The organism is Bacillus hominis (genome assembly GCF_030348325.1).
GTDB lineage: Bacteria > Bacillota > Bacilli > Bacillales > Bacillaceae_G > Bacillus_A > Bacillus_A hominis.
Genome location: NZ_JAUCFS010000005.1, coordinates 681,891 through 707,500, shown reverse-complemented (window position 1 = coordinate 707,500; position 25,610 = coordinate 681,891). Strand labels below are relative to the sequence as shown.

The window sequence follows — 25,610 nt, the reverse complement described above, 5'->3', positions numbered from 1 at the left end:
GATATAAGCAAGCAATATAAAGATCAGTTTTCTATTAAACTTCTAGCTTCAACTCATGAGCAAGTTGAAAATGCCGTTACTAGTATGGGCAAAGAAGTAATTCTAGGGGCAATTGCTGCAACTCTCATTATCTTAATCTTTTTACGCAGCTTCCGAACAACACTCATCGCTGTCGTTAGTATTCCATTATCTATTTTATTAACACTATTTTTACTCCATCAATCTAACATCACACTTAACATTCTAACTCTTGGTGGCTTAGCCGTTGCCGTGGGACGTCTCGTCGATGATAGTATCGTTGTAATCGAGAACATTTTCCGTCGTTTACAAAAAGAAACCTTCTCTAAAAATATTATTCTTGAAGCAACGAAAGAGGTCGCAGTCGCAATTACCTCTTCTACTTTAACAACAGTCGCCGTTTTTTTACCTATCGGTCTCGTATCGGGAGTAATCGGAAAACTAATGTTACCTATGGTATTAGCAGTTGTATATTCCATCCTTTCTTCTTTAATCGTTGCGTTAACAGTTGTTCCACTTATGGCCTTTTTGCTGCTCAAAAAAACAAAACGTCGCAATTCTCATTCTTCACCGCGATATGTCGCTACATTAAAGTGGGCTCTTTCTCATAAGTTTATCATTCTACTCACTTCTTTTTTATTGTTTGCAGGATCCATTGCAGCCTACATATTACTGCCGAAAGCGAACATAAAGTCCGAGGACGATACAATGCTATCCGTTAATATGACATTTCCAGCCGATTATGATTCTGAATCTCAAAAACAAAAAGCCTTTGATTTTGAGAAGAAACTACTCTCTAATTCTGATGTCACAGATGTTATTTTACGAATGGGATCAAGCGCAGAAGATGCACAATGGGGGCAAACGACTAAAAATAATCTTGCAACTATATTTGTAGTCTTTAAAAAAGGATCTGATATCGACCAATATATTAAAGAATTAAAAAAAGAGCATACTGCTTTTGAACCAGCTGAACTTGATTATATAAAAACTAGTTACTCTGACTCCGGAGGCGGAAACAACTTACAATTTAACGTAACCGCTACTAACGAAATAAATTTAAAAAAGGCCGCTAACATCGTCGAAACAAAACTAAAAAGTATGGACGCTCTCTCTAAAGTAAAAACAAATATAGAAGACTCTAAAAAAGAATGGCAAATTCATATCGATCAAATAAAAGCGGAACAACTCGGTTTAACACCAGAATTAGCAGCACAACAAGTATCATTCCTTATGAAGAAATCTCCTATTGGGGAAATCTCAATCAATAATGAAAAAACAACTATTATGATAGAACATAAAAAGGCATCCATTAGCAAACAAGAAGATATTTTAAACACAAATATACTATCACCTATTAACGGACCAATTCCTTTAAAAGACATTGCAACTATTTCAGAAAAGCAACTTCAAACAGAAATCTTCCATAAAGATGGGAAAGAAACGATACAAATTACTGCAGAAGCTTCAAGTGAAGATTTAAGTAAAGTAAGCGCAGAAGTAAACAAGGCTATAGCCGACTTAGATTTACCTAACGGAGCAAAAGTAAACATCGCAGGTGCTACCGAGTCTATGCAAGAGAACTTCGCTGATTTATTTAAAATTATGGGGATTGCAATTGGGATTGTATATTTAATTATGGTTATCACATTCGGGCAAGCACGTGCTCCTTTCGCAATTTTATTCTCCTTACCATTAGCTGCTGTCGGTGGTATTTTAGGATTAATCATCTCAAGAACACCTGTTGATGTAAATTCATTGATCGGCGCATTAATGTTAATCGGGATTGTCGTTACAAATGCTATTGTATTAATAGAAAGAGTTCAACAAAATCGAGAAAACGGTATGGAAACAAGAGAAGCCTTACTAGAAGCAGGATCTACTAGATTACGCCCAATTATTATGACAGCTATAACAACAATCGTCGCTATGCTACCACTCCTATTCGGTCAATCTCAAGCAGGAAGTATGGTATCAAAAAGTCTAGCTGTCGTTGTAATTGGTGGCTTGGCCGTTTCAACCGTCCTTACATTAGTAGTTGTTCCTGTTATGTATGAACTATTAGATAAAATCGGGAGAAAAAGACGCTCCCGCAGAAAAATAAGTACTTCAACAGAAACACCTGATATTTAAACCAAAAGGCGTTATCTTCATAATTGAAGATAACGCCTTTTGTATCCCTCTACCTATCCATAAAGTGAAACTTTAATCAGTGGGGGATTTTGTCCATCCCCCACTGATTATTAGCCCGCACCAATCGGGCGTTTACGGGCAGTTTAGCTCCCATCTAACTCCTTTGCTCCAGCTGAATTTTGAGGTGGGAGTTTTACTTCCCACAAATAGCGGGATAAATATAATCCATCACTTTTTTACCATACTTCTCTAGCGGCTCTCCAGAATCCACAATAAGATATTCACCATGTAAAGGCCTTTTACTGCCAGCCAGACATTTTTGAAATGCTACTTCTGATTCTACTTTTGTAATTTGACTGATCTTACGTTCACGCGTTTGTAACCTACGATTAATTTCTTCTATATTATTAAGATAACATTCAATATATTTATATGTAGCACCATGTTTCTGACATAAATCTATTCCTTTTTTAACCATCCCTTCGTAGAGACACGGACTATCTAATATCACACTGTGCTTTTGCTCCAACAAAGAACCGATCAGTTCCCACTCAATATCATAGGAGATTCCCCCAACCACTGTTGGTTCAACACCTTTTTCCTTTAATGATTTTAATAAAGCTGATTTCACGACGTCATGATCTACAATAACAGCACTTGTTAATTTAGCGATATACTTAGAAAGTGTCGATTTCCCAGTTCCAGGAAACCCCGACATTTGCAGAAAAAATACTTCCAAACCCCCCCCTATTTTCATCCGAATTTCTATATATCAAGTTACCTATTCGGTCACTCTTCTTCTTTTCCTGCCAACAACAAAATGACCGTAAAAAAACTCCCTGTTTATAAACAGAGAGTTTTCACCTTCAATTTATGCCACTTTTACCTTCTTCGTCGTTTTACGACTTTTTTTCGATCCCGTAAAACGCTTGTGTAATACAGATGCTACAAAGCGTGAAATGATATTGAATAATAAAACCATAATAATTAATACAGCTGCAGATTTCGTTGCAATTAACTTCGCATCTGGGATAATCCCTTCAGAGTTTAATTTCCAAATGTGAACAGCTAACGTTTCAGCTGGTCTGAATGGATTTAATGGATGAGCTGGACTTGAGAAGTCCGCTGCTGAATTTAAAATCGGGGATGTTAAACCTGCCGTATAAATTAACGCCGCAGCTTCACCGAATATACGCCCTGCCGCTAAAATAATCCCTGTAATGATTTGTGGTAACGACGATGGGATAATAATACGGACAATTGTTTGCCACCTCGTTGCACCTAATCCAAGACTCGCCTCTTTTACATTATGAGGAACTTCAGAAATCGCATTTTCACAAACACGTGTTAAACCAGGTAAATTCAAAATAGTTAAAGCAAGAGCTCCACCCATTACTGTATATCCCCAGCCTGTCATTGTAACAAATACTAATAAGCCAAATAGTCCAACAACAATAGAAGGTAAAGACGCCATTGTTTCAATACATAAACGAACAAAACTTAAAAAACGACCTTGTTTTGCATACTCCGCTAAATATATTCCAGCACCTAATCCAAGAGGAATAGATATAATAAGCGTTATAACAAGCATGTAGAAAGAATTGAATAACTGTGGACCAATGCCACCACCAGCTCTTGTATTACTCGGTTCTCCGAATAAGAAACTAGGATCCCAAAATCCCCATCCCTTTTGTAAAATTTCGTACATTAAAAAAGCCAGCAAAGCTACAACTAAAGCTGCAACCGCATAAAAGATACCTGTCCAAACTTTATTTACCGTTCTTGCATTCATTATTATCGCTCACCTCTTTGACCAATCGCTCGAATTACTAAAATAAACAGGAATGAAATAACAAGTAAAATCATTGCTAACGTCCATAGCGCATTGTTCCAAGCTGTTCCGTTCAATGTATTCGTCATATCCATTGTCAGAATACCCGTTAACGTTGCTGTTGGACTATATATTCCTTCCGGTAATTTAATCGTGTTCCCGATTACCATTTGAACCGCTAACGCTTCACCAAAAGCACGCGCTAACCCTAAAACTATACCTGTTAAAATCCCTTGTTTTGCAGCAGGAACAATAACTCGGCTAATCGCTTGCCATTTCGTCGATCCTAGACCGTAAGAAGCTTCCAAGTAATCAAACGGAACAGAGCGTATTGCATCAGAGGCAATACTAGCAATAGTAGGTAAAATCATAATACTCAGGACAATAATACCCGCAATTAAACTAAAGCCCACTCCACCGAACGAATCACGTAATAGAGGAACCAAGATCGTAACCCCTAATAATCCGTATACAACTGATGGAATACCAACTAATAATTCTAAAACAGGCTTTAATACTTTATTCCCAAACTTCGGCGAAATTAAATTCATGAATATAGCAAGAGCTATAGCAATTGGTGCACTAATGACAACAGCACCTAACGACACAAGCGTCGAACCGACAATAAAGATTACAGCACCATACGTACCTTGATCAGCATTCGGGCTCCACTTTGTCGATGTTAACACCTCAGTAAATGAGATGCCACTTTGCGTGAAAGATTGAATTCCTTTTCCACAAATAAACGCAATAATAGCTAATGTAACAAAAACAATAAAGATACCACAAAATGTAACGAGTGATCTTCCTATATATTCACTCTTCACATAATTAATTTGTTTTTTCCCCTTCATCACAGGACAGACCCCACTTCATAGATTGAAATGAACAGGACTGGCCTTGCAGCCAGCCCCATAAAATTTTATTATTTATTTAATTTAGACATTGGAATGTAACCCATATCTTCTACTTGTTTTTCGAAATCTTTACCTTTTACATAGTCAATATAAGCTTTTGTCGCTTCTTTTGCCTCACCTTTAGTTACCATGTACTCGTAAGACCAGAATGGATATTTACCAGCAGAAATGTTCTCAACTTTCGGTTCAGCACCATCAATTTTCACAGTTTGCAAAGCACCTTTTTTATCGCCAACCATGTAAGACATTGCTAAATAACTAATTGAACCTGGAGTAGAGTTAATCGCTTGTTCTACTGCACCGTTAGAATCTTGTGTTGTACCAGTTCCATCATTAATTTTTGCATCTTTCATAATCGTTTTTTCAAATGTAGCACGTGTACCAGATGAAGCTGGACGGTTAATTACGTTGATTTTTTCATCTTTTCCGCCTAACTCCTTCCAGTTCGTTACTTTTCCAGTGAAGATATCTTGTACTTGTTTCATTGTTAAGTTATCGACTTTTACATCTTTATTTACGACAAGTGCGAATGCGATACCCGCTACCTTGTTATCTACTAATTCTTTTGCTTTTTCAGCATCTTTTATTTTATCTGCAGCCGGCACATCCGAATTACCAATTTGTACTGCACCAGATGCTACTTGGTTAATCCCAGTTCCACTACCGCCACCTTGAACTTGAATAGAAACTTTCGAATTTTTCTCCATGAATTTCTTTCCAGCTTCCTCCGCAAGAGGTTGAAGAGCTGTAGAGCCAGCCGCTGCAATCGTACCTGATAATTCTTGTTTTGCATCGCTACCTTTAGCAGCTTCCTTATTATCCGTACTTTCTGCTTTTCCACATCCAACTAATGCACCTGCAACAACTAAAGCCGCTAAAGAAAATTTAATACCCTTTTTCATAACCATGTCTTGTACCCCCATTTGGATTATCGCTTTTCGAATTCATCTTCTTTCGAACACAAATTCATTGTAGGACAACAATATTATGTGAGTGTTAAGCAATCTTTAAGTTTAAGTAAATAGAGATAACATCCCGCAAAAGCTAGATATCCCAACATTTACAGTTAAAAAAGCCAACAAAACCCACACTAACCACGCAGTATTGTAAATTTATTCTTAACAATGTAAACCCAATGTAAATATTTTTCTTTATTTTGCCCTTTTAGTTAAAACTATATTTACAAACCCACTATATTTTTTAACTTTTACACTCTTACTTTATTTACATTAAGAAGAATTTCAGTAATATTTTTCGGTACAACTAAATAAATTGGAACAATTCTAAAAATAAATGAATATTTTTAAAGTACTAATTGACAGCATCATTCAATGTAGTCTACTATATTAGTAGCAAAAAGTTTACCTAAGGAAACTTTTTAAACTCAAACTAAAAATATAGAGACGAGGTAACTTTTATGGTATCGGCTAATACAAAACCACTTTCCGCATTTAAAACAGGAGAGTTTGTACAGATTGAGAAGATACAATTAGAAGGAACTATGAAACGACGTTTATTAGATTTAGGCTTTATCCCTGGGGCGACAATTAAAGTATTACAACGCAGTCCACTTGGAGATCCGGTCGCTTATCAAGTAAGCAACACAACTATTGCACTGCGAAGTGAAGAAAGCTCCCTTATTTTCGGGATATTAATAGGAGATGATTTCAGATGAGTAACCATCGCATTGCGTTAGCTGGTAACCCGAATACCGGGAAAAGTACATTATTTAATACTTTAACAGGCTTAAAACAACATACTGGAAACTGGACGGGGAAAACTGTTTTAAAGGCTGAAGGGGAATATAAGCATAGCGGAAATATATATACAATAATAGATTTACCTGGAACTTACTCACTTTATTCAAATTCGGCAGATGAAGAAGTGGCAAGAGATTATATTATATTTGAAAAACCAGAAGTAACTGTAGTTGTTATAGATGCAACTGCAATGGAAAGAAATTTAAATTTAGCACTCCAAGTGATGGAAATGACAACTGATGTAGTTATTTGTATTAACTTAATTGATGAAGCTGAGAAAAAAGGTATCGTTATTGATGAAAAGAAATTAGCAAAATCACTCGGTGTACCGGTAGTTAAAATTTCAGCTCGAAACCGAGTTGGCATCGGACATTTACTAAGTGTCATTACTAAAGTAGCAACAAAAAAACTCATTCCGACACCAATTAAAATTACTTATAATGAAAAAATTGAAAATATGATTCAACAATTAGAACCACAAATTTATAAAGTGTTCGGAGATACGTATCCAGCACGTTGGATTGCACTACGTATATTAGATGGAGATAAAAATTTCTTAACAGCACTTCAAAAACATCATAACGAACCACTTGTAAGGGAGGTCATAATAAATGGAATCTCACTCAGCCAGTAAAGCTCTTCCACTGGACTATATTGTTCAACATGCACAAACACTTTCAAAGGAAGACATACGAGATGATATTGTCGGAGATATTTATCGAACCTCCGCAAATATATGTAAAGAAGCTGTTCAATATACAAATACCAATAAATTATATCGCTCAGAAAAACTAGATAAAATTTTCACATCTCCTATTTGGGGATTCCCTATTATGCTCGGCATTTTATCTATTATTTTTTATCTTACAATTGCAGGTGCTAACGTACCATCTGATATGATTGCGGAGTTTTTCGGCTGGGCTGAAGGATACTTAACATCTTGGTTCCAAGCGATGCACGCACCAGAATGGCTACATGGTATTTTAATACTCGGTTTATTCCGTGGTACTGGAGCCGTTATTAGTGTTATGTTACCACCTATGGCAATCTTCTTCCCAATGTTTGCTCTATTAGAAAACTACGGATACTTACCACGTGTCGCGTTTAACATGGATCGTTTATTTAAACGCTCTGGCGCGCATGGGAAACAATCTTTAACGATGGCAATGGGGTTTGGATGTAACGCTGCCGCTATTATGTCAACACGTATTATTGAATCACCACGTGAGCGTATGCTTGCTATTTTAACAAACAACTTCGTCCCATGTAATGGACGCTGGCCTACATTAATCTTAATGGCCTCATTATTTATGGCTGCTGGATATACAGGCAGCATGCAAACACTTGTTACTGCCGGCGTTGTAGTTGGAATGGTTGTAATTGGCGTTATTGTAACTTTAACCGTTTCTTGGGTTTTATCAAAAACTGCCCTAAAAGGTGTTCCAACTCACTATACGTTAGAGTTACCACCATACCGAAAGCCTAAAATTTGGAATACAATTGTGCGTTCAACGCTCGATAAATCCATATATGTTTTAAAACGAGCTGTAATTGTAGCTGCGCCTGCCGCTGCATTAACTTGGATACTCGCTAATATTTTTGTAGGTGACACAAGCTTACTTATGCATTTTGTAAACTTCCTAGATCCATTCGCTAAAATGTTAGGCCTTGACGGTTTCATTCTAGCAGCGTTTATTCTCGGGTTACCAGCTAATGAAATTGTTATTCCAATTTTATTAATGTCCTACTTATCAACTGGTGCTTTAACTGAAATAGACGATTTTAATCAAATTAAAAATCTATTCTTAGAACACAGTTGGACTTGGTTAACTGCGTTAAACACAATGTTGTTCTCACTGCTTCATTTCCCATGCGGCACAACATTGGTTAACATATATAAAGAAACAAAAAGTGCAAAATGGACATTCTTATCGTTCGCAATCCCTACTGTTATTGCCATTGTTGTTACATTCCTCTCTACACAATTGGTACATTGGTTAGGTCTTGTATAAAAGCAAAGTATACATAGAAGGAATCCCCCTTCAACTATACTTTGTGCACAAAAGAAACCTAAAATTTATTCAGGTTTCTTTTTTTGCGCCTCTTCTTTCCACGGCTGGGCACCATACGTTGTAATTTTTTTATGAATCAAATATATAGTCCCTGGAAGAACCGCCATTAATATCGTGCAACTAATTCCCAATCCAGTAAACAACTTCCATCACCTTATTTCACTCTCTTCGGTAAAGCTGAACCTGAATGTGCAATCGTTGGATGAACATGAACAGTAATTTCAGCATTACTAAAGTAATTTTCACCTTGATCCCAATTCTTACTTATCTTTTTCCACTCTTTATAATTATGTCGCTCATATACTTCCCCTAATGCTAATACATCTACCTTATATTTTTTTTGAACAAGCTTAATCGATTTTTGGATGCGTTTCTCCATTTCCTCCGCGATGTTTTTCTTTAATCGATTTTCACTCATAATTTGTTTATGATCACTAAAATGCAACTCGGCTAATGTCCCTTCCAAAGATAAATGAATATCAAACTTCGGTTTTGTAGCATTTTCCGTAGATACTTTAATCTTTCGGTGCATCTTATGAATTTCATATGTAATAAGCTGGTCTTTTTTGCGGATAGTAAAAAAACCTCCAATTTTTTTACCTATTATATAATTCATTCCTAATGTTTGTTCTCCATTCAAAATGCCTACACACTTATTATCCTTCCCGCGAAACAACGCCGCTCCGTTCATTTGTACCCCTTGTTTTGTTAGTTCGAGAATAGGTAATACGAAACTCTGGTTAGAAATCATCTTTTCCTGTACTTCACCAATTCTTGCAGCCTCAATCATTTGGGCATTTTTCGGAGGGTGTTCAGCTAACATATCGATATACTGCGCCGGCAAATTTTCAGGCTTGGCACTCTGCTTTAAAATAGCTTCTGCATTTTTCTTAGAAACGAACAAACGAATATTTCTTCTCATTTCATGATCGCGAATATATACATCTAACGTATTTTGTAAAACATATGGATTCGCTAGTAAATCTTTAGAAAAAATTATCACTTGTATATGCGGAAAGAATAATGAGCGACTAATTTTTTTAGCGATAATTCGTATTTGCTCAAAGACACTATCTGCTTTCGCACTAACATTAATATAATTTTCGCTATCTCCATCCCCTTGTCCACCTTGTTGCGACAATTTACTTGGGAGCACCATCTGATACGTCCCTTTCATAATTGGATTCGATTGTTTTTCCTTCACGATATCGTAAGCCGCCCCTACTACAAATCCCCTTTCTTCTATCTCCTCCAGCTCAGAGCACCCACTAATAGATCCAGCTAAAAACATAATTATTATAATTTTAAGAAGGTGTTTCATTTCCACCATTCCTTCTTTTTATTTTATATACAATAAAAACTAGCAAAGGTGCTAACACAACAAACCCCATATCTATCCAAGCTAAATAAGTCCCATAATTTGATAAATCATTCGAATTGCCAGGTATCATATTCACCATAAAAATAATAGGAGCACTCACAAAAATAAATACATGTTTCTTCACTTTTGGAAACATAGCACAAAACAATAAAGATGCGACGTCATAATACATTGCTGTAGTGTTATAAATAGTAATAATCCAAGTAGTAAAAAAAATCGCATCAAATCTCTCTAAAAATCCTCCACCAATTTCAATTTCTTTCCCTAGTTCAATTGTTGGAAATGTCAATCCACGTGTTGTCATATACGAAAAAACACTAATACAAGTTACATAAATTAAAATGTATGACAAAACGTTTACTATCACCGCTTTTGCAACTGCCATTGGCGCTTTTTTCACTGTCTTATCGTTCAACATCACAGCATAAAACAGAGCTACCTCAAATCCGATGAATGTAAAAATAGAATTCTTAACTCCTACAGCATACTGACTGACATTCGTTTGAAAAGCCGGTAGTAAATTATCTATTTCCATTAAGTTCACATTCAATAAAGAAAGAAGCACTATCGCAATTAAAACAATAGGTAAGAACATAACATTTAACCTTAATAAAGCTGCTCTCGATCCTGCTATTCCATAGATAACAACTAATAAGAAGAAGAAAGACAGTAGCTGTATCGGCGTATCACTAAATAAATACGTTTGTGAAATAATTGCAATCATTCGCGATTCATATGCTGTCAAAGCAGCAAACGTTAATACTAAAATGCTACTAATTGTGTATGCAACAGGCTTCGTCAAATGTGTACTTGTATATTGAACAAAGTTTTGTTTTGGGAATAAAATAGCCACCCTCGTTACAAACCAACCTAAAACTGCACATATCAATCCACCCAAAAGCAAAATAATCCAACCGTCCGAAAATAAAGTTTGGTTGGCAATATCCCTTGGCATAGACAATGCACCTATACCAATAATGGTCGACGATACCGCAAACCCAAGTTCCCGAGATCCAATCTCTTCATCGCCATACTCAAATGGTTTCAATCATTCTCGCTCCTTTGGACGTAATGTAGAGTCTTTCGTTTGTAAATATTCCGGTCTCTCTTTCAACATCGATTTTGGCACACGAATAAGTTCTTCTTTCCAATCTTTATAAAATGCAGGAGCAATAGGCGTTGTATACGGAACACCAACACTCTTCAAATTCGTAATATGAACCGCAAGTGCAATAAGAGCTAAAATGATTCCATACAAACCAAAAGCAGTCGCCGCTAATACAAAGACGAAAAGTAAAATCCGAAACGTAATCGTAATGCTATATACAGGGAGCGAAAAGGTAGCAATAGCCGTAACCGCAATAATGATAACTAAAAATGGATTTACAATCCCTGCGTTCACCGCCGCTTCTCCAATTACAAGACCACCTACAATCCCAATCGTTTGCCCCATCGGCTTTGGCAATCTAATTCCAGCCTCTCGTATTAACTCCATCGTTAATGCCATCATTAACGTTTCAATATACGCTGGAAACGGAACACCTTCTCTTGCTCCGGCAATTGAATAGGCCAATTTAGACGGAATAAGCCCTTGGTGATATGAAACGAGCGCTACATATGTTGCTGGCAACAAAACTGCCATTATGCCAGAAATCATTCGTAAAATTCTCAATAACGTCCCAATCAACCAGCGCTCGTAATGATCTTCTACAGATTGAAAAATATCAACAAATACGAGTGGTGCAATAAGAGCAAACGGTGATCCGTCTACTAAAATAGCCGCCTTTCCTTTCGCTAATGAGGCCACAATATTGTCAGGCCTTTCTGTGTTCAAAAACTGCGGAAACGGCGATAAATTATTGTCTTGAATTAATTGTTCAATCGTACCCGTCTCAAAAATAACATCTGTCACTATTGATTGAAGACGCCGATCTAGTTCTTTTACAATATAAGGATTAATAATATCTTCTATATATACTAGGGTTACTTCTTTCTGTGATCGCTTCCCCATAATATAAGATTGAAATCGTAGCTTCGGATCACGTAAACCTCGGCGAATTAGCATTTTATTCACATTAATATCTTCATTTAATCCAACTCTCGGTCCACGAATTAAATCTTCTGTCACTGGAGGTTCTAGACTTCTTTTCTCCCAAGCCCTACTGTTAACAACAATAGCCGTTTGAATATTATCAATTAATATAACTGTGTCTCCCGCTAGAATTGCATTTATAATATCTGGAAACGTTGTCTTCATACCGACTTCTGCGATAGAAATAAAACGATCTAATAACGTTTGGACAACAGCTGCTTCTTTTTCTATTTCTTCATATTGAAGTGTACGAACTACATATTTATAAACATTATCCTTATCTGTTAACCCACATAAAAAAATGACAGCGCAGCGTGTAAAACTATCAGCAAGAGCAACTTCTCTAATTGTTAAATCATTAGGCGAACCTAACTCATCCCTAATTTCTTTCATAACTTCAAACAAGTTACCTTTTAACTCTAACAAATTCCCCACCTAGCTTCCTTTTCAACAAGTTTTTAGTTAGATTCCGCTAATAGAAGGAAATATATACAAAAAAGAGCTATCTCTTTTCAAAGATAGCCCTAACATACTGATTACTTTTCTACTATTATATTGTCTGCCTTTATAGATACACTTTTCGTGAATCCACTAACTACAAACATCACAATCATATTAATTAACAATGCGACTATACCTACATTCAAATCTTTTATATACTGCGGGAAACTCGGAAACATTGTAGCTAAAGTAGAACCTGTTAAAGTGATATATGCGACAACTAACAACCCAATCCCCATTCCTGCAATCGCTCCTTGCTTCGTAATAATTTGGCGAGGAAACAAACTACATACAAGCGCAGGGAAAAGCTGCGTAACGATACTGTATCCCATTAGAAGAAGCGCACCTATCGTTTCTCCTCCTTTGAAGGTAAACAAAACGGCTACAAGCGTTACTACAGGCACAAATAATTTTGCCGCTTTAGCCACTTGCCTATCTGAAGCAGATGGAGCCATCGTTCGGTAAATATTTTTTGCTAACAATGTCGAAGCAGCCATAACAAGCATGGATGCTGGAACTAATGCCGTTAATACCCCCGCACTTCCAATAATTCCAATAAACCAAGGATCAAAGGTTTGTAAAGCAAGGCGAAATAATGAAAGATCTACATTCGCTCCCTTTAATCCTGGAACTTGCAGGATAGCAGCAAAACCTGCAAAGAATACGAAAAGCAAAACCAAAGAATAAAGAGGCATAATCGCCGCGTTTTTCCTAAATACTTTTTCATTTTTTGCAGAGAAAGCCGAAGCAAATGTATGGGGCCACATATAGAAACCAAGGGCCGTTAATATAATAGTAGAAACAAACCAAGAAATACTCATTCCTTCTTCAGGTAAAGATAAAAATCCTGGTTTCGCAGCTTCTACAGCTTCGAACATCGGCTGCAATCCCCCATAATAATGATACGGTAAATATATACCTAAAAACATAACGATAAATAGTATCATAATATCCTTCAAAGCAGCTGTCCAAGCCGAACCATGTATACCTGAAACCATTACATATATAGTTATAACAATAGCACCAATCCATACCGCAATAACAGGTGACACTCTTCCATAAGAAGCTTCGGAAACGATGATCCCTAACCCCTTTAGCTGTAAAACGAGATATGGGATGATGGAAACAACACCAACAATCGAAACAATCAATCCAAGCGCTTTACTTCTATATTTCTTTGCAAAAAAATCCGGCTGTGAAACAAGGTTATGTTCTTTTGCATATTTCCAAATTGGAGGCAATAAGAAGTACGATAAAATATAGGCTAATGCACCATATCCTAAAATATAAAAAGTAGGAGCTCCTTTACTATACGCCCAACCACTTCCACCTAAAAATGTGAATGTCGTATAAATTTCGCCTGCCATAAGGAGAAAAACGAAAATAGTTCCAAATCCTCTTCCTCCAACTGACCATTGCTCTAAATTCATATCTTTTCCATGTTGTGCTCGAATTCCTAAAAATAGTGCTAGAAATAAGAATAAAATAATAATAAGTAATGCTGTCATTTTACATCCCCCTTATTAGCAGGATCGAATACGTACACAAGCCCCATACAAAGAGACGTAATGAGCACTGATAATAATATCCAAAATAATAGAAATGGCATCCCCAATACGTAAGGAGTGACCGAATTTGCAAATACTGGTCCAACTACTAAACAAAGAACTGGAATAAGTGCTAGCACTTGTATTTTCTTCATCTCATTCTCCTTTACTTATAAAATTCATAATGGATGATACAAAGACTTCCACTCCAATTGGTAATGCGTCTTCGTCAATTGTAAAACGAGGGTGATGATGCGGATATATAATTCCCTTCTCTTCATTTCCTGCCCCTATAAAAAAGAACGTCCCTGGTGCCTTTTGTAAAAATGCTGAAAAATCTTCTCCAGCCATCGTTGGCTGCAAACGAACAACCCTTTCTCTTCCATAAAGCTGTAATGCCGTATGTTCGATAAGCTCTGTAACTTCATAATCGTTCACAACTGGTCGATATCCATATTCATAAGAAAATGTATACTTAGCACCGTAGGATTCTGTAATATGTTTTACAATCCTTTCAAGCTTCTTCTTTGTTTCTTCTCTTAATTCATGCCTTAAACTTCTCACTGTCCCCTCAATCTCCGCTTGTTCCGGGATAACATTATGGGTTGTCCCAGAATGAAATTGCGTAACAGATACTACGAGAGAATCTAACGGGTTCGTGAGGCGAGATACAATTTGCTGGATTTGCGAAACTACTTGCGCACCAATGGCGATACTATCAACTGTTTCGTGCGGAATTCCAGCATGCCCACCTTTTCCCTCTATCGTAATTTTAAAAACGTCCGGCGCCGCCATCGCCGGACCATAAATTACACCTATTTTCCCAACTTCTAATGAGGCCCAAAGATGAGCACCAATAATATAATCCACACCTTCCATTACACCTGCCGCGACCATTTCTTCTGCACCGCCAGGGAAATTTTCTTCTGCATGCTGAAATAAAAAGCGAATTTCTCCTTTAACTTTTTCTCTTTCTTCTACTAACTTATGTAGAACCCCAAGTAATATCGCCATATGCCCATCGTGACCACAGGCATGCATCACACCTGAATATGTAGAAATAAAATCAAAATCATTTTCTTCATGAATAGGAAGAGCGTCCATATCAGCTCGAACCGCAATTGTTTTACCCGGTTGTTTACCGATTAGTCTTGCCATTACACTATATTTAGTAGGCTTTGATACCTCTAAATATGGGATTTTCCGAAGTATGTCGAATACAAATTGAGATGTTTTTTCTTCTTGAAAAGATAACTCAGGATATTTATGAAAGTGCCTTCTCCACTCAATCAACTGATTTTTTAACAAAACAAGTTCCTTTGCGACATCCATTTTTCTACTCCCCTTCTTCACCAAGTTAAATGTCATTATAACGTGAATTGTTAACTTTTAAAAGAATATTCTGAATTTTCTATCTTAACAAAATAAAAGTGAAAAGCCATCCTCAAGATGACTTTTCACTTTTATAAAATAGTAATAGCTTGTTTTCCCATTTGCTCCCAAGCTCGCTCAAATTCTGCTCGCGGAACAGCGAAACGTGGATTATTTTTTAGAGGATCATTTACATATACAAAGTTTTGATCGTATCCAACCACTACTACACTATGCTCAAAATATGTAATTTTCACTTCACCTGAACTCGTATTCCATGTTTCAAAACTACTTTCGGCTAATGGTTTAAACGTTGTATTAATAATTACCCATACCGGAGAACCAGAACTAATTACTTTATATAGATCTTGCACGTCTCTGCCCGTTAAATTAATTACTTTTTCAGAAACATACTTTTCTGCTAAATTAAAAATCGGTTGATTATATACACCGTATCCTCGCTCGGCTTTCGTATAAATATTTCCAACGAATCCCTCGTAAGGATTTCCATGCAAACCATTTTGTTCAAATGGAACACGATGAATTTCGCTAGCAAGTTGCATCTTATCTACTTGTACACCTTTATGTTGCAGTAGCATTGCTAAACTTGTCACTTCACATCCACGAGGTAATTCTGGTAATTGTTTTATAAATGGAACATCTTCAATCATAGCCGCTTCTTTCATTTCAGGTAGAAAATCTAAGCGTAGCACTTGCGCCTTTTGTATAATTTTATCTTTCCCTATAAAAAACGCGGCAGCTAATATAATTCCAAAAACAAAAAGATATTTTAGCTTTTTCATTATAAACAAAACTCCATTAATTATTATTTTACAGACACAACTCTTATCATTGTACCTTTCTTCTTACTAGTTTGCTAGAAAGATTCTGTGAATTATTATTCACAAATATCATTTTAAAATTCTAATTATTTTTAATAAAAAGAAAAAACAATATACTTTTTCAGAATATTTTGCTAAAATCAAAATTATTAACATGGTGAAAGAATTACATTTCCTTCACTAGGTTAATAAACATTCTAAGGTATTTAGTCATAGTTAGTTTTTCTTTTACATACTCAGTTCACAACAAAATAAACCGAGTATGTTTTTCATCCCCCACTAATGATTAAAAAACCAGAATAAAATCAAGTTAACACATACAAAAAAATACGGGGTGAGGGGCATATGAATCAACAAGTAGAACAAACAGATTTAAAACGAACAATGAAAAGTAGACATCTATTCATGATTGCACTTGGTGGAGTCATTGGAACAGGATTATTTATGGGATCAGGACAAATCGTTCATAACGCAGGACCAGGTGGAGCTATTCTTGCATTTTTAGTCGGCGGTTTCGTTATGTACTTAACAATGTTATGTCTCGGTGAATTATCTGTAGCCATGCCAGAAGCAGGTTCATTCCAAAGTTACGCAAGCAAATTTATTTCACCTGGTTTTGGATTTGTTGTCGGTTGGATGTATTGGCTAAATTGGGCTGTTACAGTAGGAGTTGAACTAACAACAGTTAGTATTTTAATGAAGCGTTGGTTCCCAGATGTTTCTTCATGGATTTGGTGTGTTACATTTGCAGCAGCACTCTTTCTTGTAAACGCTCTATCAGCAAAAGCATATGCAGAGACTGAATTTTGGTTCGCCAGCGTAAAGGTTGCAACGATTGTTATCTTTATCGTACTTGGAGGCGCAGTTATGTTTGGTTTTCTCGACTTTAATGGAAAGCCAGCACCAATGCTCCACAATTTCACTGAAAATGGCGGCTTATTTCCAAACGGTGCACTAGCAGTTCTTCTTACAATGATTACTGTAAATTACTCATTCCAAGGAACAGAACTTATCGGAATTGCTTCAGGGGAAAGCGAGAACCCTGAAAAAACGATTCCGAAAGCTATAAAAAACACAATTTGGCGTACTCTATTCTTTTTCGTCTTAGCAATCTCAGTTGTTGTAGGTTTACTCCCATGGCAAGAGGCTAATCTAGTTGAAAGTCCATTTGTACTTGTGTTTGATATGGCTGGTATTCCATATGCAGCGGACATTATGAACTTTGTTATTATTACAGCTGTATTATCCGTAGCTAACTCTGGTCTATACGCAAATTCTCGTATGCTTTGGGCGATGGCAAAACAAGGAATGGCAAGTCCAGCTTTTACAAAACTAACTAAAAAAGGTGTACCGCTAAACGCATTAATTTTCAGCCTAATTTTTGCAAGCCTTTCTTTATTAACAAGTATATTCGCGGCAGATACTGTCTTTTTAATTTTAACATCGATTGCAGCTATGGCGGCTGTTGTCGTTTGGATGTCGATCGCAGCTTCACAGTTTTTCTTCCGTAGAAACTTCGTGAAAAATGGCGGCAACATAAATGATTTAAAATATCATACACCACTTTATCCAATAGTTCCAATCGTAGCTTTCTCACTCAATTTCATTACATTTATTAGTTTAGCTTTCATTCCAGATCAGAGAATTGCTCTTTATTGCGGGATTCCATTTATGATTATTTGCTACATTTTATACCAAGTTAAATATAAAAAAGTTGTCCAATTTGAACAGCAACGAAATATAACTCAGGAAATAAACTAAATATACAAAATATTCAGCTATCTTTCTTATGATAAGATAGCTTTTTTCTATTTCTTGGATATGTTGGTATAACTTTATTTATCTTAAAATTTCCACAATCACGTTTTTCTCTGGAAAATAGTTTACAATGTTATCAAGTTACAAATGATATTCACCTTAAAAAGTGTGCATTTGTGTCTATTTTTTAACAATATGACAAAAACTATTGCCTTCTATAAATTAATAGGTTTATATTGTTTTATTGGCATAGTTTCAATCCAAGGAGAAAGGAGATTTTCAATCGTGCAACTAAAGAAAGCATTTTGGAAGTTAGCTTCGCTTCTTCCGTTATCATTACTTCTGTTCCTCGGTGGCTGTGATAAGAAACTCGCAGTATTAAATCCGCAAGGACCCGTTGCAAAGGCACAGTATGATTTAATTGTTTGGTCATTCTTGCTTATGTCATTAATTATCGCAATTGTATTCATCTTGTTTACAGTCATCTTGATTCGTTATCGTGAAAAACCAGAGAATATGGACTATGAGCCACCTGATCAACACGGTAACACATTATTAGAAATCATTTGGACGGTTATTCCTGTTATTATCGTTATCGCATTATCGATTCCAACAGTTAAGGCAACTTATGCTTCGGAAGAGGTTCCGCAAGAGTCCAAACATATTAAACCAGTTGAAATTTATGTTACATCTGCGAACTGGAAATGGTTATTTAGTTACCCGGAGGAAAAAATTGAAACCGTTAACTATTTAAACATCCCAGCTGGTGTACCAATTCAATTTAAGCTTACTTCTGTAGGTCCAATGAATGCATTCTGGGTTCCAGAACTTGGTGGTATGAAGTACACTATGGATGGCATGATTATGGATTTATATTTACAAGCTGATAAGCCTGGTTCTTACCTAGGCCGTAGTGCGAACTTCTCTGGTGAAGGATTCACTCATATGGAGTTCGAAGTTGAAGCAAAAACAAAAGAAAAGTATGACAAGTGGGTAAAAGAAGTACAAGAAACTGCTCCTAAACTAACAGAAGATAAGTACAACGAAATTGTTAAACCTGGTGTAGTTGGTCGTATGACATTCTCTAGTCATCACTTAAGTTATGTAGATCCAAAATCACTTGAATATTGTGATTACAACTACTACAAAAATAAAAAATAATAGCTATTATTCCAACAGATTGGAGTGAACACAGTGAAGCTTGATGAATTCTTTGTCACAGGTGACCCGATAATTTACGGTGCAGACGCTTCTATCGTTCTTGTGACATTAGCAATCATTTTCGTACTAACAAAGTATAAAAAATGGAAGTGGCTTTGGGACGAATGGTTGACAACTGTTGACCATAAAAAAATCGGAGCCATGTATATTATTTCTGCGGTTATAATGTTATTCCGTGGTGGTATGGATGGTTTAATGATCCGTGCACAGTTAACATTCCCAGAAACAACTTATTTAAACGCTGAACACTATAACGGAATCTTTACAACACATGGTACAGTAATGATTCTTTTCATGGCAATGCCATTCGTTATGGGATTAATGAACCTTGTAGTACCATTACAAATTGGTGCTCGTGACGTTGCATATCCGTTCTTAAATGCTTTAAGTTTCTGGTTATTCTTTGTCGGAGCAATGTTATTCAACATCGCTTTCGTAATCGGTGGTTCTCCAGACGCTGGGTGGACTTCTTACTTCCCAATGGCAGGTACAGAGTTTACTTCTGGTGTAGGAAATAACTACTACGCAATTGCATTACAGATTTCAGGTCTCGGTACGCTAATGACCGGTATTAACTTCCTTGTTACTATCTTAAAAATGCGTACACCTGGTATGACATTAATGAGAATGCCAATGTTTACTTGGTCAATCTTAATTACAACAATTATCATTATTTTCGCTTTCCCAGTATTAACAGTTGCTCTTGCATTAATGACATTTGACCGTCTATTCGATGCTCACTTCTTTACGATGGCGAGCGGCGGTATGCCGATGTTATGGGCCAACCTATTCTGGGTATGGGGTCACCCTGAAGTATATATCGTTATTTTACCGGCATTCGGTATTTTCTCTGAAATCATTAGTACATTCTCACGTAAACGTCTATTCGGTTACAGTGCGATGGTGTACTCGATGGTTGCAATTTCTTTACTAAGTTTCGTCGTATGGCTTCACCATTTCTTCACTATGGGTGCAGGTCCAGCGGTTAACTCATTCTTCTCGATTTCGACAATGGCGATTTCGATTCCAACCGGTGTTAAGATCTTTAACTGGTTGTTTACACTGTATAAAGGACGTATTCGTTTTACAGTTCCAATGCTTTGGTCATTGGCATTTATTCCAAACTTCGTAGTTGGTGGAGTTACAGGGGTTATGCTTGGAATGGCAGCAGCTGATTATCAATACCATAACAGCTACTTCCTAATTGCTCACTTCCACTACGTATTAATCGCAGGTACAGTATTCGCTATGCTTGCTGGATTCACATACTGGTATCCAAAAATGACAGGTCATATGTTAAATGAACGCCTAGGTAAATGGACATTCTGGATCTTTATGAGCGGATTTAACATCTGTTTCTTCCCAATGTACTTCTTAGGTTTAGACGGTATGACTCGTCGTATGTACACTTACTCTGAAAGTCTTGGATGGGGCTGGCTAAACCAAATCGCATCTGTTGGTGCTGTAATGATGGGTATTGGCTTCCTAATCCTTTGCTATAACGTAATTTGGAGTGCACGTCACGGTGAGCGTGACACAACTGGAGATCCATGGGACGGCCGTACACTTGAATGGGCAACTCAATCTCCTGTACAACATTACAACTTCGCGAAACTTCCTGAAATTAAAGAAGCTGATGCTTTCTGGTTCATGAAAAAACGCGGAGAAACAGTTACACCAGCTGCAGAAGAAATAAAACCAATTCACATGCCAAGTAACTCTGGCGTGCCTATTATTGCGTCTTTATTCTTCGGTCTTGCAGGTTTTGCATTAGTATTTAGTTGGTTCTGGCTTGCAGCAATCGGCGGAGTTGGTATTTTAGGTTGCTTAATCTATCGTTCATTCGATTATGACGATGGTTACTACGTAAGTGTTGATGAAATTAAAGAAACAGAACATATAGCATGAGAGGTGAAATGACATGGCGGCTTTAGATAAAAGCTTACCTTTGGAATATCAATCCGAGCAAAGCAGATTGAATATCCTAGGATTCTGGATTTTTCTTGGGGCTGAAATTATGCTGTTCGCAACACTTTTCGCCTCTTATCTAGTCCTTGCTGGTCGTACGGCAGATGGCCCAACACCAGCGCAACTGTTTGAACTTAAAACGCTTTTAATTCAAACACTACTACTTTTAACAAGTAGTTTCACATGTGGTATCGCAATTCATGAAATGCGTAAACACAATCAAAAAGGGATGTTAGCTTGGTTTATCCTAACTTTACTTTTAGGTGCAGGCTTCCTATTCTTCGAGATTGAAGAATTCATTTTATACGTTGGTGAAGGCGCAACGATTCAAACAAGTGCTTTCCTATCTGCATTCTTCGTTCTTCTTGGAACGCATGGTGCCCACGTAACAGGTGGTATCATTTGGGCAACTTGTGTTATTATCCAGATTTTAAAACGAGGTTTAACACCAGTTACAGCTCGTAAAGTATTTATTATCAGCTTATACTGGCATTTCCTTGATCTTGTTTGGGTCTTTATTTACACACTAGTTTACTTGAACGGGATGGTGGCGTAAATGGGTCAAAATAACAATCAAGCAAATGGGCATGCGCATAGCGGATTCCCATGGTCACACGTTTTTGGATTTATTTTATCGCTTGCACTAACGTTTCTAGCTTTATATGTGGCACTTTATACAACCCTGCCACTTTCAACGATTTTAACAACTATTATCATAATGGCTGTTGCTCAAGCGTTATTACAATTAATTATGTTCATGCATTTAAAAGAAGGAGAAGGAAGCATTCAAATCCTTACAATGATATACAGTTTCTTCGTTGCAATTGCAACAGTTGGTCTTACTGTATGGATTTTCTTCTCAATGTAATTTGCATGAAAAAGACTGCTGAGATTCCTCAGCAGTCTTTTTTTATCCCGCATTAACGAGCAGTAAGACCCCCACTGATTAAAGTTTCACTTTATCCCCTCCCCTATTACATCCACATTACGGAATTAACAACAAAATCATGAAAAATATACTTATTATGACAAATGTTAAGAAAACTCTTTCTTTATGAAATCGAAACCATATCCGTTGCTTTTCTTCCTATTATATGGCTAAATAGGTACTATATTTATTTGAAGGGAGAGAACGCAGTGGAACATCATTCTTCTGTTCTATCACTTATGGTTGTCGTCGCAATCGCGTTTTTCGTTCCCCTTTTGTTACAGCGCTTTAAATTAAAAGCACTTCCTGTCGTTGTTGCAGAAATTATCGCAGGAATCTTTGTAGGTAAAAGTGGATTTAACATCATTGAGCCAGATATGTGGCTTCAAGTCTTATCAACACTAGGGTTTATCTTCCTCATGTTTTTAAGTGGTTTAGAAATTGACTTTTCGATCTTTAAACAAAAAGGGAAAAAGAATACGACAAACGAACCGAACACATTCCAAGCAGCAAGCATTATCTTCTTGTTTATTTTCATTTTATCTTATGCCCTATCGTTACTATTCGTATGGCTAGGATTCGTAGACAATGCAATGTTCATGACTTTAATTATTTCAACTATTTCCTTAGGTGTTGTCGTACCAACATTAAAAGAAAACAACTTAGGAAAAACTGCAATCGGGCAAATCATTTTATTAGTCGCTGTTATTGCCGACTTAGTTACAATGATTTTACTCGCTGTATTCGTCGGATTAAATTCCGAAAGTGGCCAAAGCATGTGGCTTCTACTTCTTCTATTCGGTGCTGGTATTGTAATTTACTTTGTCGCAAGACGCTTTAAAAATATTCCATACCTAGAAAGCTTAAAAGCCGGTAGTGTACAAATTGATACACGAGCTGTTTTTGCACTCATTTTAATATTAGTTGGATTATCTGAATCTGTTGGGGCAGAAAATATTTTGGGAGCCTTTTTAGCAGGTGTACTCGTATCTTTATTATCACCAAATGAAGATATGGTTGAAAAACTTGATTCCATCGGATATGGTTTCTTCATCCCTATTTTCTTCGTAATGGTTGGTGTAAATTTAGAAGTATGGTCTATTTTTAAAGAGCCTTCTAGTATGCTAATGATCCCAATTTTAATTGTGGGACTCTTTATTTCAAAACTGTTGCCATCACTCGTCTTACGAAAATGGTACCCACGCAATATCGTACTCGGAAGTGCTATTTTGTTAACATCAACACTTTCTTTAGTTATTGCGGCTGCACAAATCGGTGAAAAGCTAGGCATCATTAGCCCAAGTTTATCAGCATCTCTTATTTTAAGCGCAGTTATTACTTGTATTTTTGCACCTATATTATTTAAAAAGATGTTTCCAAAAGTGGAAATACCAAAACCGAAAGTATCTATTATTGGTGCAAGCAGAATTACCCTTCCGTTATCACTTGATTTAAAACGCGAAGATTATGACGTAACGCTATATATGATACGCCAAAATAAAATAAATGATGAGGAAGCGAAATCTCATGACTTCCCTATTGTAAAATTAGATGAGATTACTATTCAATCTTTAATGGAGCAAAAAGCTTTCGAAGCAGACCGTGTTGTTGTTGCGACAAGTGATGATGAACAAAACTTATTATTAGCAGAACACGCAAAAGAATTAGGTGTTGAACACGTCATCGCAAGTGTAGAAGATCCCCTTCTACAAGAAAAAGCAACTCAAGAACATATCGCTGTATTCTCGACTATTAACTCTACACGTATTTTATTACGTGCACTTATTGATAAACCAAGTCTCGTTCGCTTAATTACAACAGCAAATGAAACAGTACGTGAGGTTGAACTACGAAGTAATAAATATAACGGCTTAGCACTTCGTCGCCTTCCGTTTTTAGGTGATGTACTTGTCATTCAAATTTACCGTGGTAATAAAGCATTAATACCACATGGTGATACGAAGTTACAGCATGGCGATACTTTACTTGTAACGGGTTCAAAAGAGCATATTGATACAATGAAAAACATATTAGAATAAAAAATGCCCCTCACATAAATGAGGGGCATTTTTTCAATTTCATATGGTAAAATGTTACTATCACACACTATGGGGATGAATAACATTATGTCTATTTCAACTTTAGCTCTCTTATTATTAGCAGAAGTACTCGTCGCCATTATTCTCATCGGTATTAGCATTGAAATTTGTAGTTATGGATGGAAAAAATCGAATGGAATTAAGTACTCTTGTCTCTTACTTTCACTCCTTCTCGGAACTGCTAGCATACTAGGACTTCTCGTTGCACCGGCATATTTCTTCTTACAACTTATAGAAAAAGGCTTATAAGAAAGGATGATATTATGATTACAGTGAAACATATTGATGCATCTGAAACATACTTATTACGCCAAAAGATTTTGCGCCCCGATCAGCCATTAGAAGATTGTAAATACTCTTCCGACTACGAAATTGACACCTTCCACTTAGGTGCATTTCTGTATGAAGAACTTATTAGCATCGCTTCCTTCTCGAAAGAAATATATCCTGATTTACAAACTGATATACACTATCGTCTACGAGGAATGGCAACATTACCTAACTTCCGAAACCAGCGTGCTGGCACTTCTTTAATCTGTAAAGCTGAACAAATACTCCGAGAACGTAAAGCAAACATCCTATGGTGTAATGGCCGGATTACTGTAACAGATTATTACAAACGATTAGGTTTTCATGAGCATGGTGAAATATTCGAGATTGATACAATCGGACTACATAAAGTAATGTATAAAGAAATATAAGAAAAGGCTTTCCAAAATACGGGAAAGCCTTTTCTTATATTTCAATCTTCACTTTTTATCTTTTTCATATATATGTATATAAACAAACTAGGAACTAAAAAGCAAGCAAACATAATAAGTCCTGTTATACTAATTTCCTTTATCGAAATATCCGGGGTTACAATGATACAAATAGCTAAAATCCCAATAACAATACCTACTGGAATGAATAATAATTTCATGAAATAACTACGAGATACTCCCCCTGTATGCTCATACACTTCCACCGAATTTTTTAAGTTTAAAAAGTTAATAACTATTATCCCACCCATAAATACCATTAATAAATCCGAAACACTTTCATATCCTGTCCCTTGCAAAACGTAACGGTAAAACACGATACCTAGTATGACAATATTTTGTAAGATGAAAGCTAGTCTAATATGTTTTAAACCCTCAATCATTAAACGTTCATCTTTCACGATTTTCAC

Annotated in this window: 25 protein-coding genes (1 of these 25 only partly in view); 12 read left to right on the top strand and 13 right to left on the bottom strand. The window is 36.5% G+C overall.

From position 1 onward, the window contains the following. A protein-coding gene (locus tag QUF93_RS05990; RefSeq protein ID WP_289358147.1) for an efflux RND transporter permease subunit crosses the window boundary here: on the top strand, window positions 1–2,151 show its 3' portion. The gene continues 894 nt to the left of window position 1, outside the view; 2,151 of the gene's 3,045 nt are visible here — the last part of the coding sequence; the start codon falls outside the window, past its left edge; the stop codon is at window positions 2,149–2,151. Between the two features lie 193 nt (window positions 2,152–2,344). Here QUF93_RS05990 and QUF93_RS05985 read toward each other — a convergent pair whose 3' ends face one another. From QUF93_RS05985 to QUF93_RS05970, 4 genes are all read right to left on the bottom strand, one after another. Then, window positions 2,345–2,908, bottom strand: coding sequence for a P-loop nucleotide/nucleoside kinase family protein (locus QUF93_RS05985; RefSeq protein ID WP_289358146.1), 564 nt, complete (start codon window positions 2,906–2,908; stop codon window positions 2,345–2,347). Window positions 2,909–3,022: 114 nt separating this feature from the next. Then, window positions 3,023–3,943, bottom strand: coding sequence for a phosphate ABC transporter permease PstA (gene pstA / locus QUF93_RS05980; RefSeq protein ID WP_289358145.1), 921 nt, complete (start codon window positions 3,941–3,943; stop codon window positions 3,023–3,025). Between the two features lie 2 nt (window positions 3,944–3,945). Continuing rightward, complete coding sequence (pstC, locus tag QUF93_RS05975; RefSeq protein ID WP_133059296.1) at window positions 3,946–4,836, bottom strand: phosphate ABC transporter permease subunit PstC; 891 nt, start codon at window positions 4,834–4,836, stop codon at window positions 3,946–3,948. 71 nt (window positions 4,837–4,907) lie between these two features. After that, window positions 4,908–5,807 carry a phosphate ABC transporter substrate-binding protein PstS family protein gene (locus QUF93_RS05970; protein ID WP_002116287.1) on the bottom strand — a complete coding sequence of 300 codons (900 nt, stop codon included), beginning with the start codon at window positions 5,805–5,807 and terminating at the stop codon, window positions 4,908–4,910. 509 nt (window positions 5,808–6,316) lie between these two features. Here QUF93_RS05970 and QUF93_RS05965 point away from each other — a divergent pair. From QUF93_RS05965 to QUF93_RS05955, 3 genes are read left to right on the top strand one after another with little or no spacing between them, the layout of a single operon-like run. Beyond that, entirely contained in the window at window positions 6,317–6,574 is a 258-nt protein-coding gene (locus QUF93_RS05965) for a FeoA family protein (protein ID WP_002116286.1), read from the top strand. Continuing rightward, complete coding sequence (locus QUF93_RS05960; protein ID WP_002116285.1) at window positions 6,571–7,293, top strand: FeoB small GTPase domain-containing protein; 723 nt, start codon at window positions 6,571–6,573, stop codon at window positions 7,291–7,293. The genes QUF93_RS05965 and QUF93_RS05960 overlap by 4 nt, the downstream gene beginning before the upstream one ends. Further along, window positions 7,271–8,671 (top strand): nucleoside recognition domain-containing protein, encoded by a 1,401-nt coding sequence (locus tag QUF93_RS05955; RefSeq protein ID WP_289358144.1) that lies wholly within the window; start codon window positions 7,271–7,273, stop codon window positions 8,669–8,671. The genes QUF93_RS05960 and QUF93_RS05955 overlap by 23 nt, the downstream gene beginning before the upstream one ends. Before the next feature lie 65 nt (window positions 8,672–8,736). Here the strand turns inward: QUF93_RS05955 and QUF93_RS05950 are convergent, their stop codons facing one another. From QUF93_RS05950 to QUF93_RS05915, 8 genes are all read right to left on the bottom strand, one after another. Beyond that, entirely contained in the window at window positions 8,737–8,862 is a 126-nt protein-coding gene (locus tag QUF93_RS05950; protein WP_289375984.1) for a hypothetical protein, read from the bottom strand. Between the two features lie 23 nt (window positions 8,863–8,885). After that, complete coding sequence (locus QUF93_RS05945) at window positions 8,886–10,052, bottom strand: Ger(x)C family spore germination protein (RefSeq protein ID WP_289358143.1); 1,167 nt, start codon at window positions 10,050–10,052, stop codon at window positions 8,886–8,888. Next, the gene (locus QUF93_RS05940; RefSeq protein ID WP_289358142.1) at window positions 10,036–11,160 is read right to left on the bottom strand and encodes an endospore germination permease; all 1,125 of its coding nucleotides are present in this window, start codon (window positions 11,158–11,160) and stop codon (window positions 10,036–10,038) included. Before QUF93_RS05940 ends, QUF93_RS05945 begins: the two co-directional genes overlap by 17 nt. Beyond that, window positions 11,161–12,639: a spore germination protein GerLA gene (gerLA, locus tag QUF93_RS05935; RefSeq protein ID WP_289358141.1), complete on the bottom strand. Its 1,479-nt coding sequence runs from the start codon at window positions 12,637–12,639 to the stop codon at window positions 11,161–11,163. It lies immediately after the preceding gene. 101 nt (window positions 12,640–12,740) lie between these two features. Next, entirely contained in the window at window positions 12,741–14,213 is a 1,473-nt protein-coding gene (locus QUF93_RS05930) for a sodium:solute symporter family protein (protein ID WP_289358140.1), read from the bottom strand. Further along, window positions 14,210–14,407, bottom strand: coding sequence for a DUF3311 domain-containing protein (locus QUF93_RS05925; RefSeq protein WP_289358139.1), 198 nt, complete (start codon window positions 14,405–14,407; stop codon window positions 14,210–14,212). The genes QUF93_RS05930 and QUF93_RS05925 overlap by 4 nt, the downstream gene beginning before the upstream one ends. 1 nt (window position 14,408) lies before the next feature. After that, window positions 14,409–15,584, bottom strand: a complete 1,176-nt coding sequence (locus tag QUF93_RS05920; RefSeq protein ID WP_289358138.1) for an amidohydrolase — start codon at window positions 15,582–15,584, stop codon at window positions 14,409–14,411. 131 nt (window positions 15,585–15,715) lie between these two features. Next, the gene (locus tag QUF93_RS05915; RefSeq protein WP_289358137.1) at window positions 15,716–16,426 is read right to left on the bottom strand and encodes a C39 family peptidase; all 711 of its coding nucleotides are present in this window, start codon (window positions 16,424–16,426) and stop codon (window positions 15,716–15,718) included. A gap of 384 nt (window positions 16,427–16,810) precedes the next feature. On the opposite strand from QUF93_RS05915, the gene QUF93_RS05910 reads away from it, so the two are divergent. From QUF93_RS05910 to QUF93_RS05875, 8 genes are all read left to right on the top strand, one after another. Then, window positions 16,811–18,226 (top strand): amino acid permease, encoded by a 1,416-nt coding sequence (locus QUF93_RS05910; protein WP_289375232.1) that lies wholly within the window; start codon window positions 16,811–16,813, stop codon window positions 18,224–18,226. A 282-nt stretch (window positions 18,227–18,508) separates the two neighbouring features. Then, the gene (locus QUF93_RS05905) at window positions 18,509–19,384 is read left to right on the top strand and encodes a cytochrome aa3 quinol oxidase subunit II (protein WP_144506811.1); all 876 of its coding nucleotides are present in this window, start codon (window positions 18,509–18,511) and stop codon (window positions 19,382–19,384) included. 33 nt (window positions 19,385–19,417) lie between these two features. Further along, complete coding sequence (gene qoxB / locus QUF93_RS05900) at window positions 19,418–21,352, top strand: cytochrome aa3 quinol oxidase subunit I (RefSeq protein WP_289358136.1); 1,935 nt, start codon at window positions 19,418–19,420, stop codon at window positions 21,350–21,352. Window positions 21,353–21,365: 13 nt separating this feature from the next. Then, window positions 21,366–21,968 (top strand): cytochrome aa3 quinol oxidase subunit III, encoded by a 603-nt coding sequence (qoxC, locus tag QUF93_RS05895; protein WP_000729310.1) that lies wholly within the window; start codon window positions 21,366–21,368, stop codon window positions 21,966–21,968. Next, window positions 21,969–22,280, top strand: a complete 312-nt coding sequence (gene qoxD / locus QUF93_RS05890; protein WP_289358135.1) for a cytochrome aa3 quinol oxidase subunit IV — start codon at window positions 21,969–21,971, stop codon at window positions 22,278–22,280. A 269-nt stretch (window positions 22,281–22,549) separates the two neighbouring features. Continuing rightward, window positions 22,550–24,379 carry a monovalent cation:proton antiporter family protein gene (locus QUF93_RS05885; RefSeq protein WP_002116262.1) on the top strand — a complete coding sequence of 610 codons (1,830 nt, stop codon included), beginning with the start codon at window positions 22,550–22,552 and terminating at the stop codon, window positions 24,377–24,379. An 18-nt stretch (window positions 24,380–24,397) separates the two neighbouring features. Next, window positions 24,398–24,688: a DUF4022 family protein gene (locus QUF93_RS05880; RefSeq protein WP_002116261.1), complete on the top strand. Its 291-nt coding sequence runs from the start codon at window positions 24,398–24,400 to the stop codon at window positions 24,686–24,688. Between the two features lie 14 nt (window positions 24,689–24,702). Next, window positions 24,703–25,140 carry a GNAT family N-acetyltransferase gene (locus QUF93_RS05875; protein ID WP_289358134.1) on the top strand — a complete coding sequence of 146 codons (438 nt, stop codon included), beginning with the start codon at window positions 24,703–24,705 and terminating at the stop codon, window positions 25,138–25,140. A gap of 41 nt (window positions 25,141–25,181) precedes the next feature. Here the strand turns inward: QUF93_RS05875 and QUF93_RS05870 are convergent, their stop codons facing one another. Next, window positions 25,182–25,610: a hypothetical protein gene (locus QUF93_RS05870; protein ID WP_002116258.1), complete on the bottom strand. Its 429-nt coding sequence runs from the start codon at window positions 25,608–25,610 to the stop codon at window positions 25,182–25,184.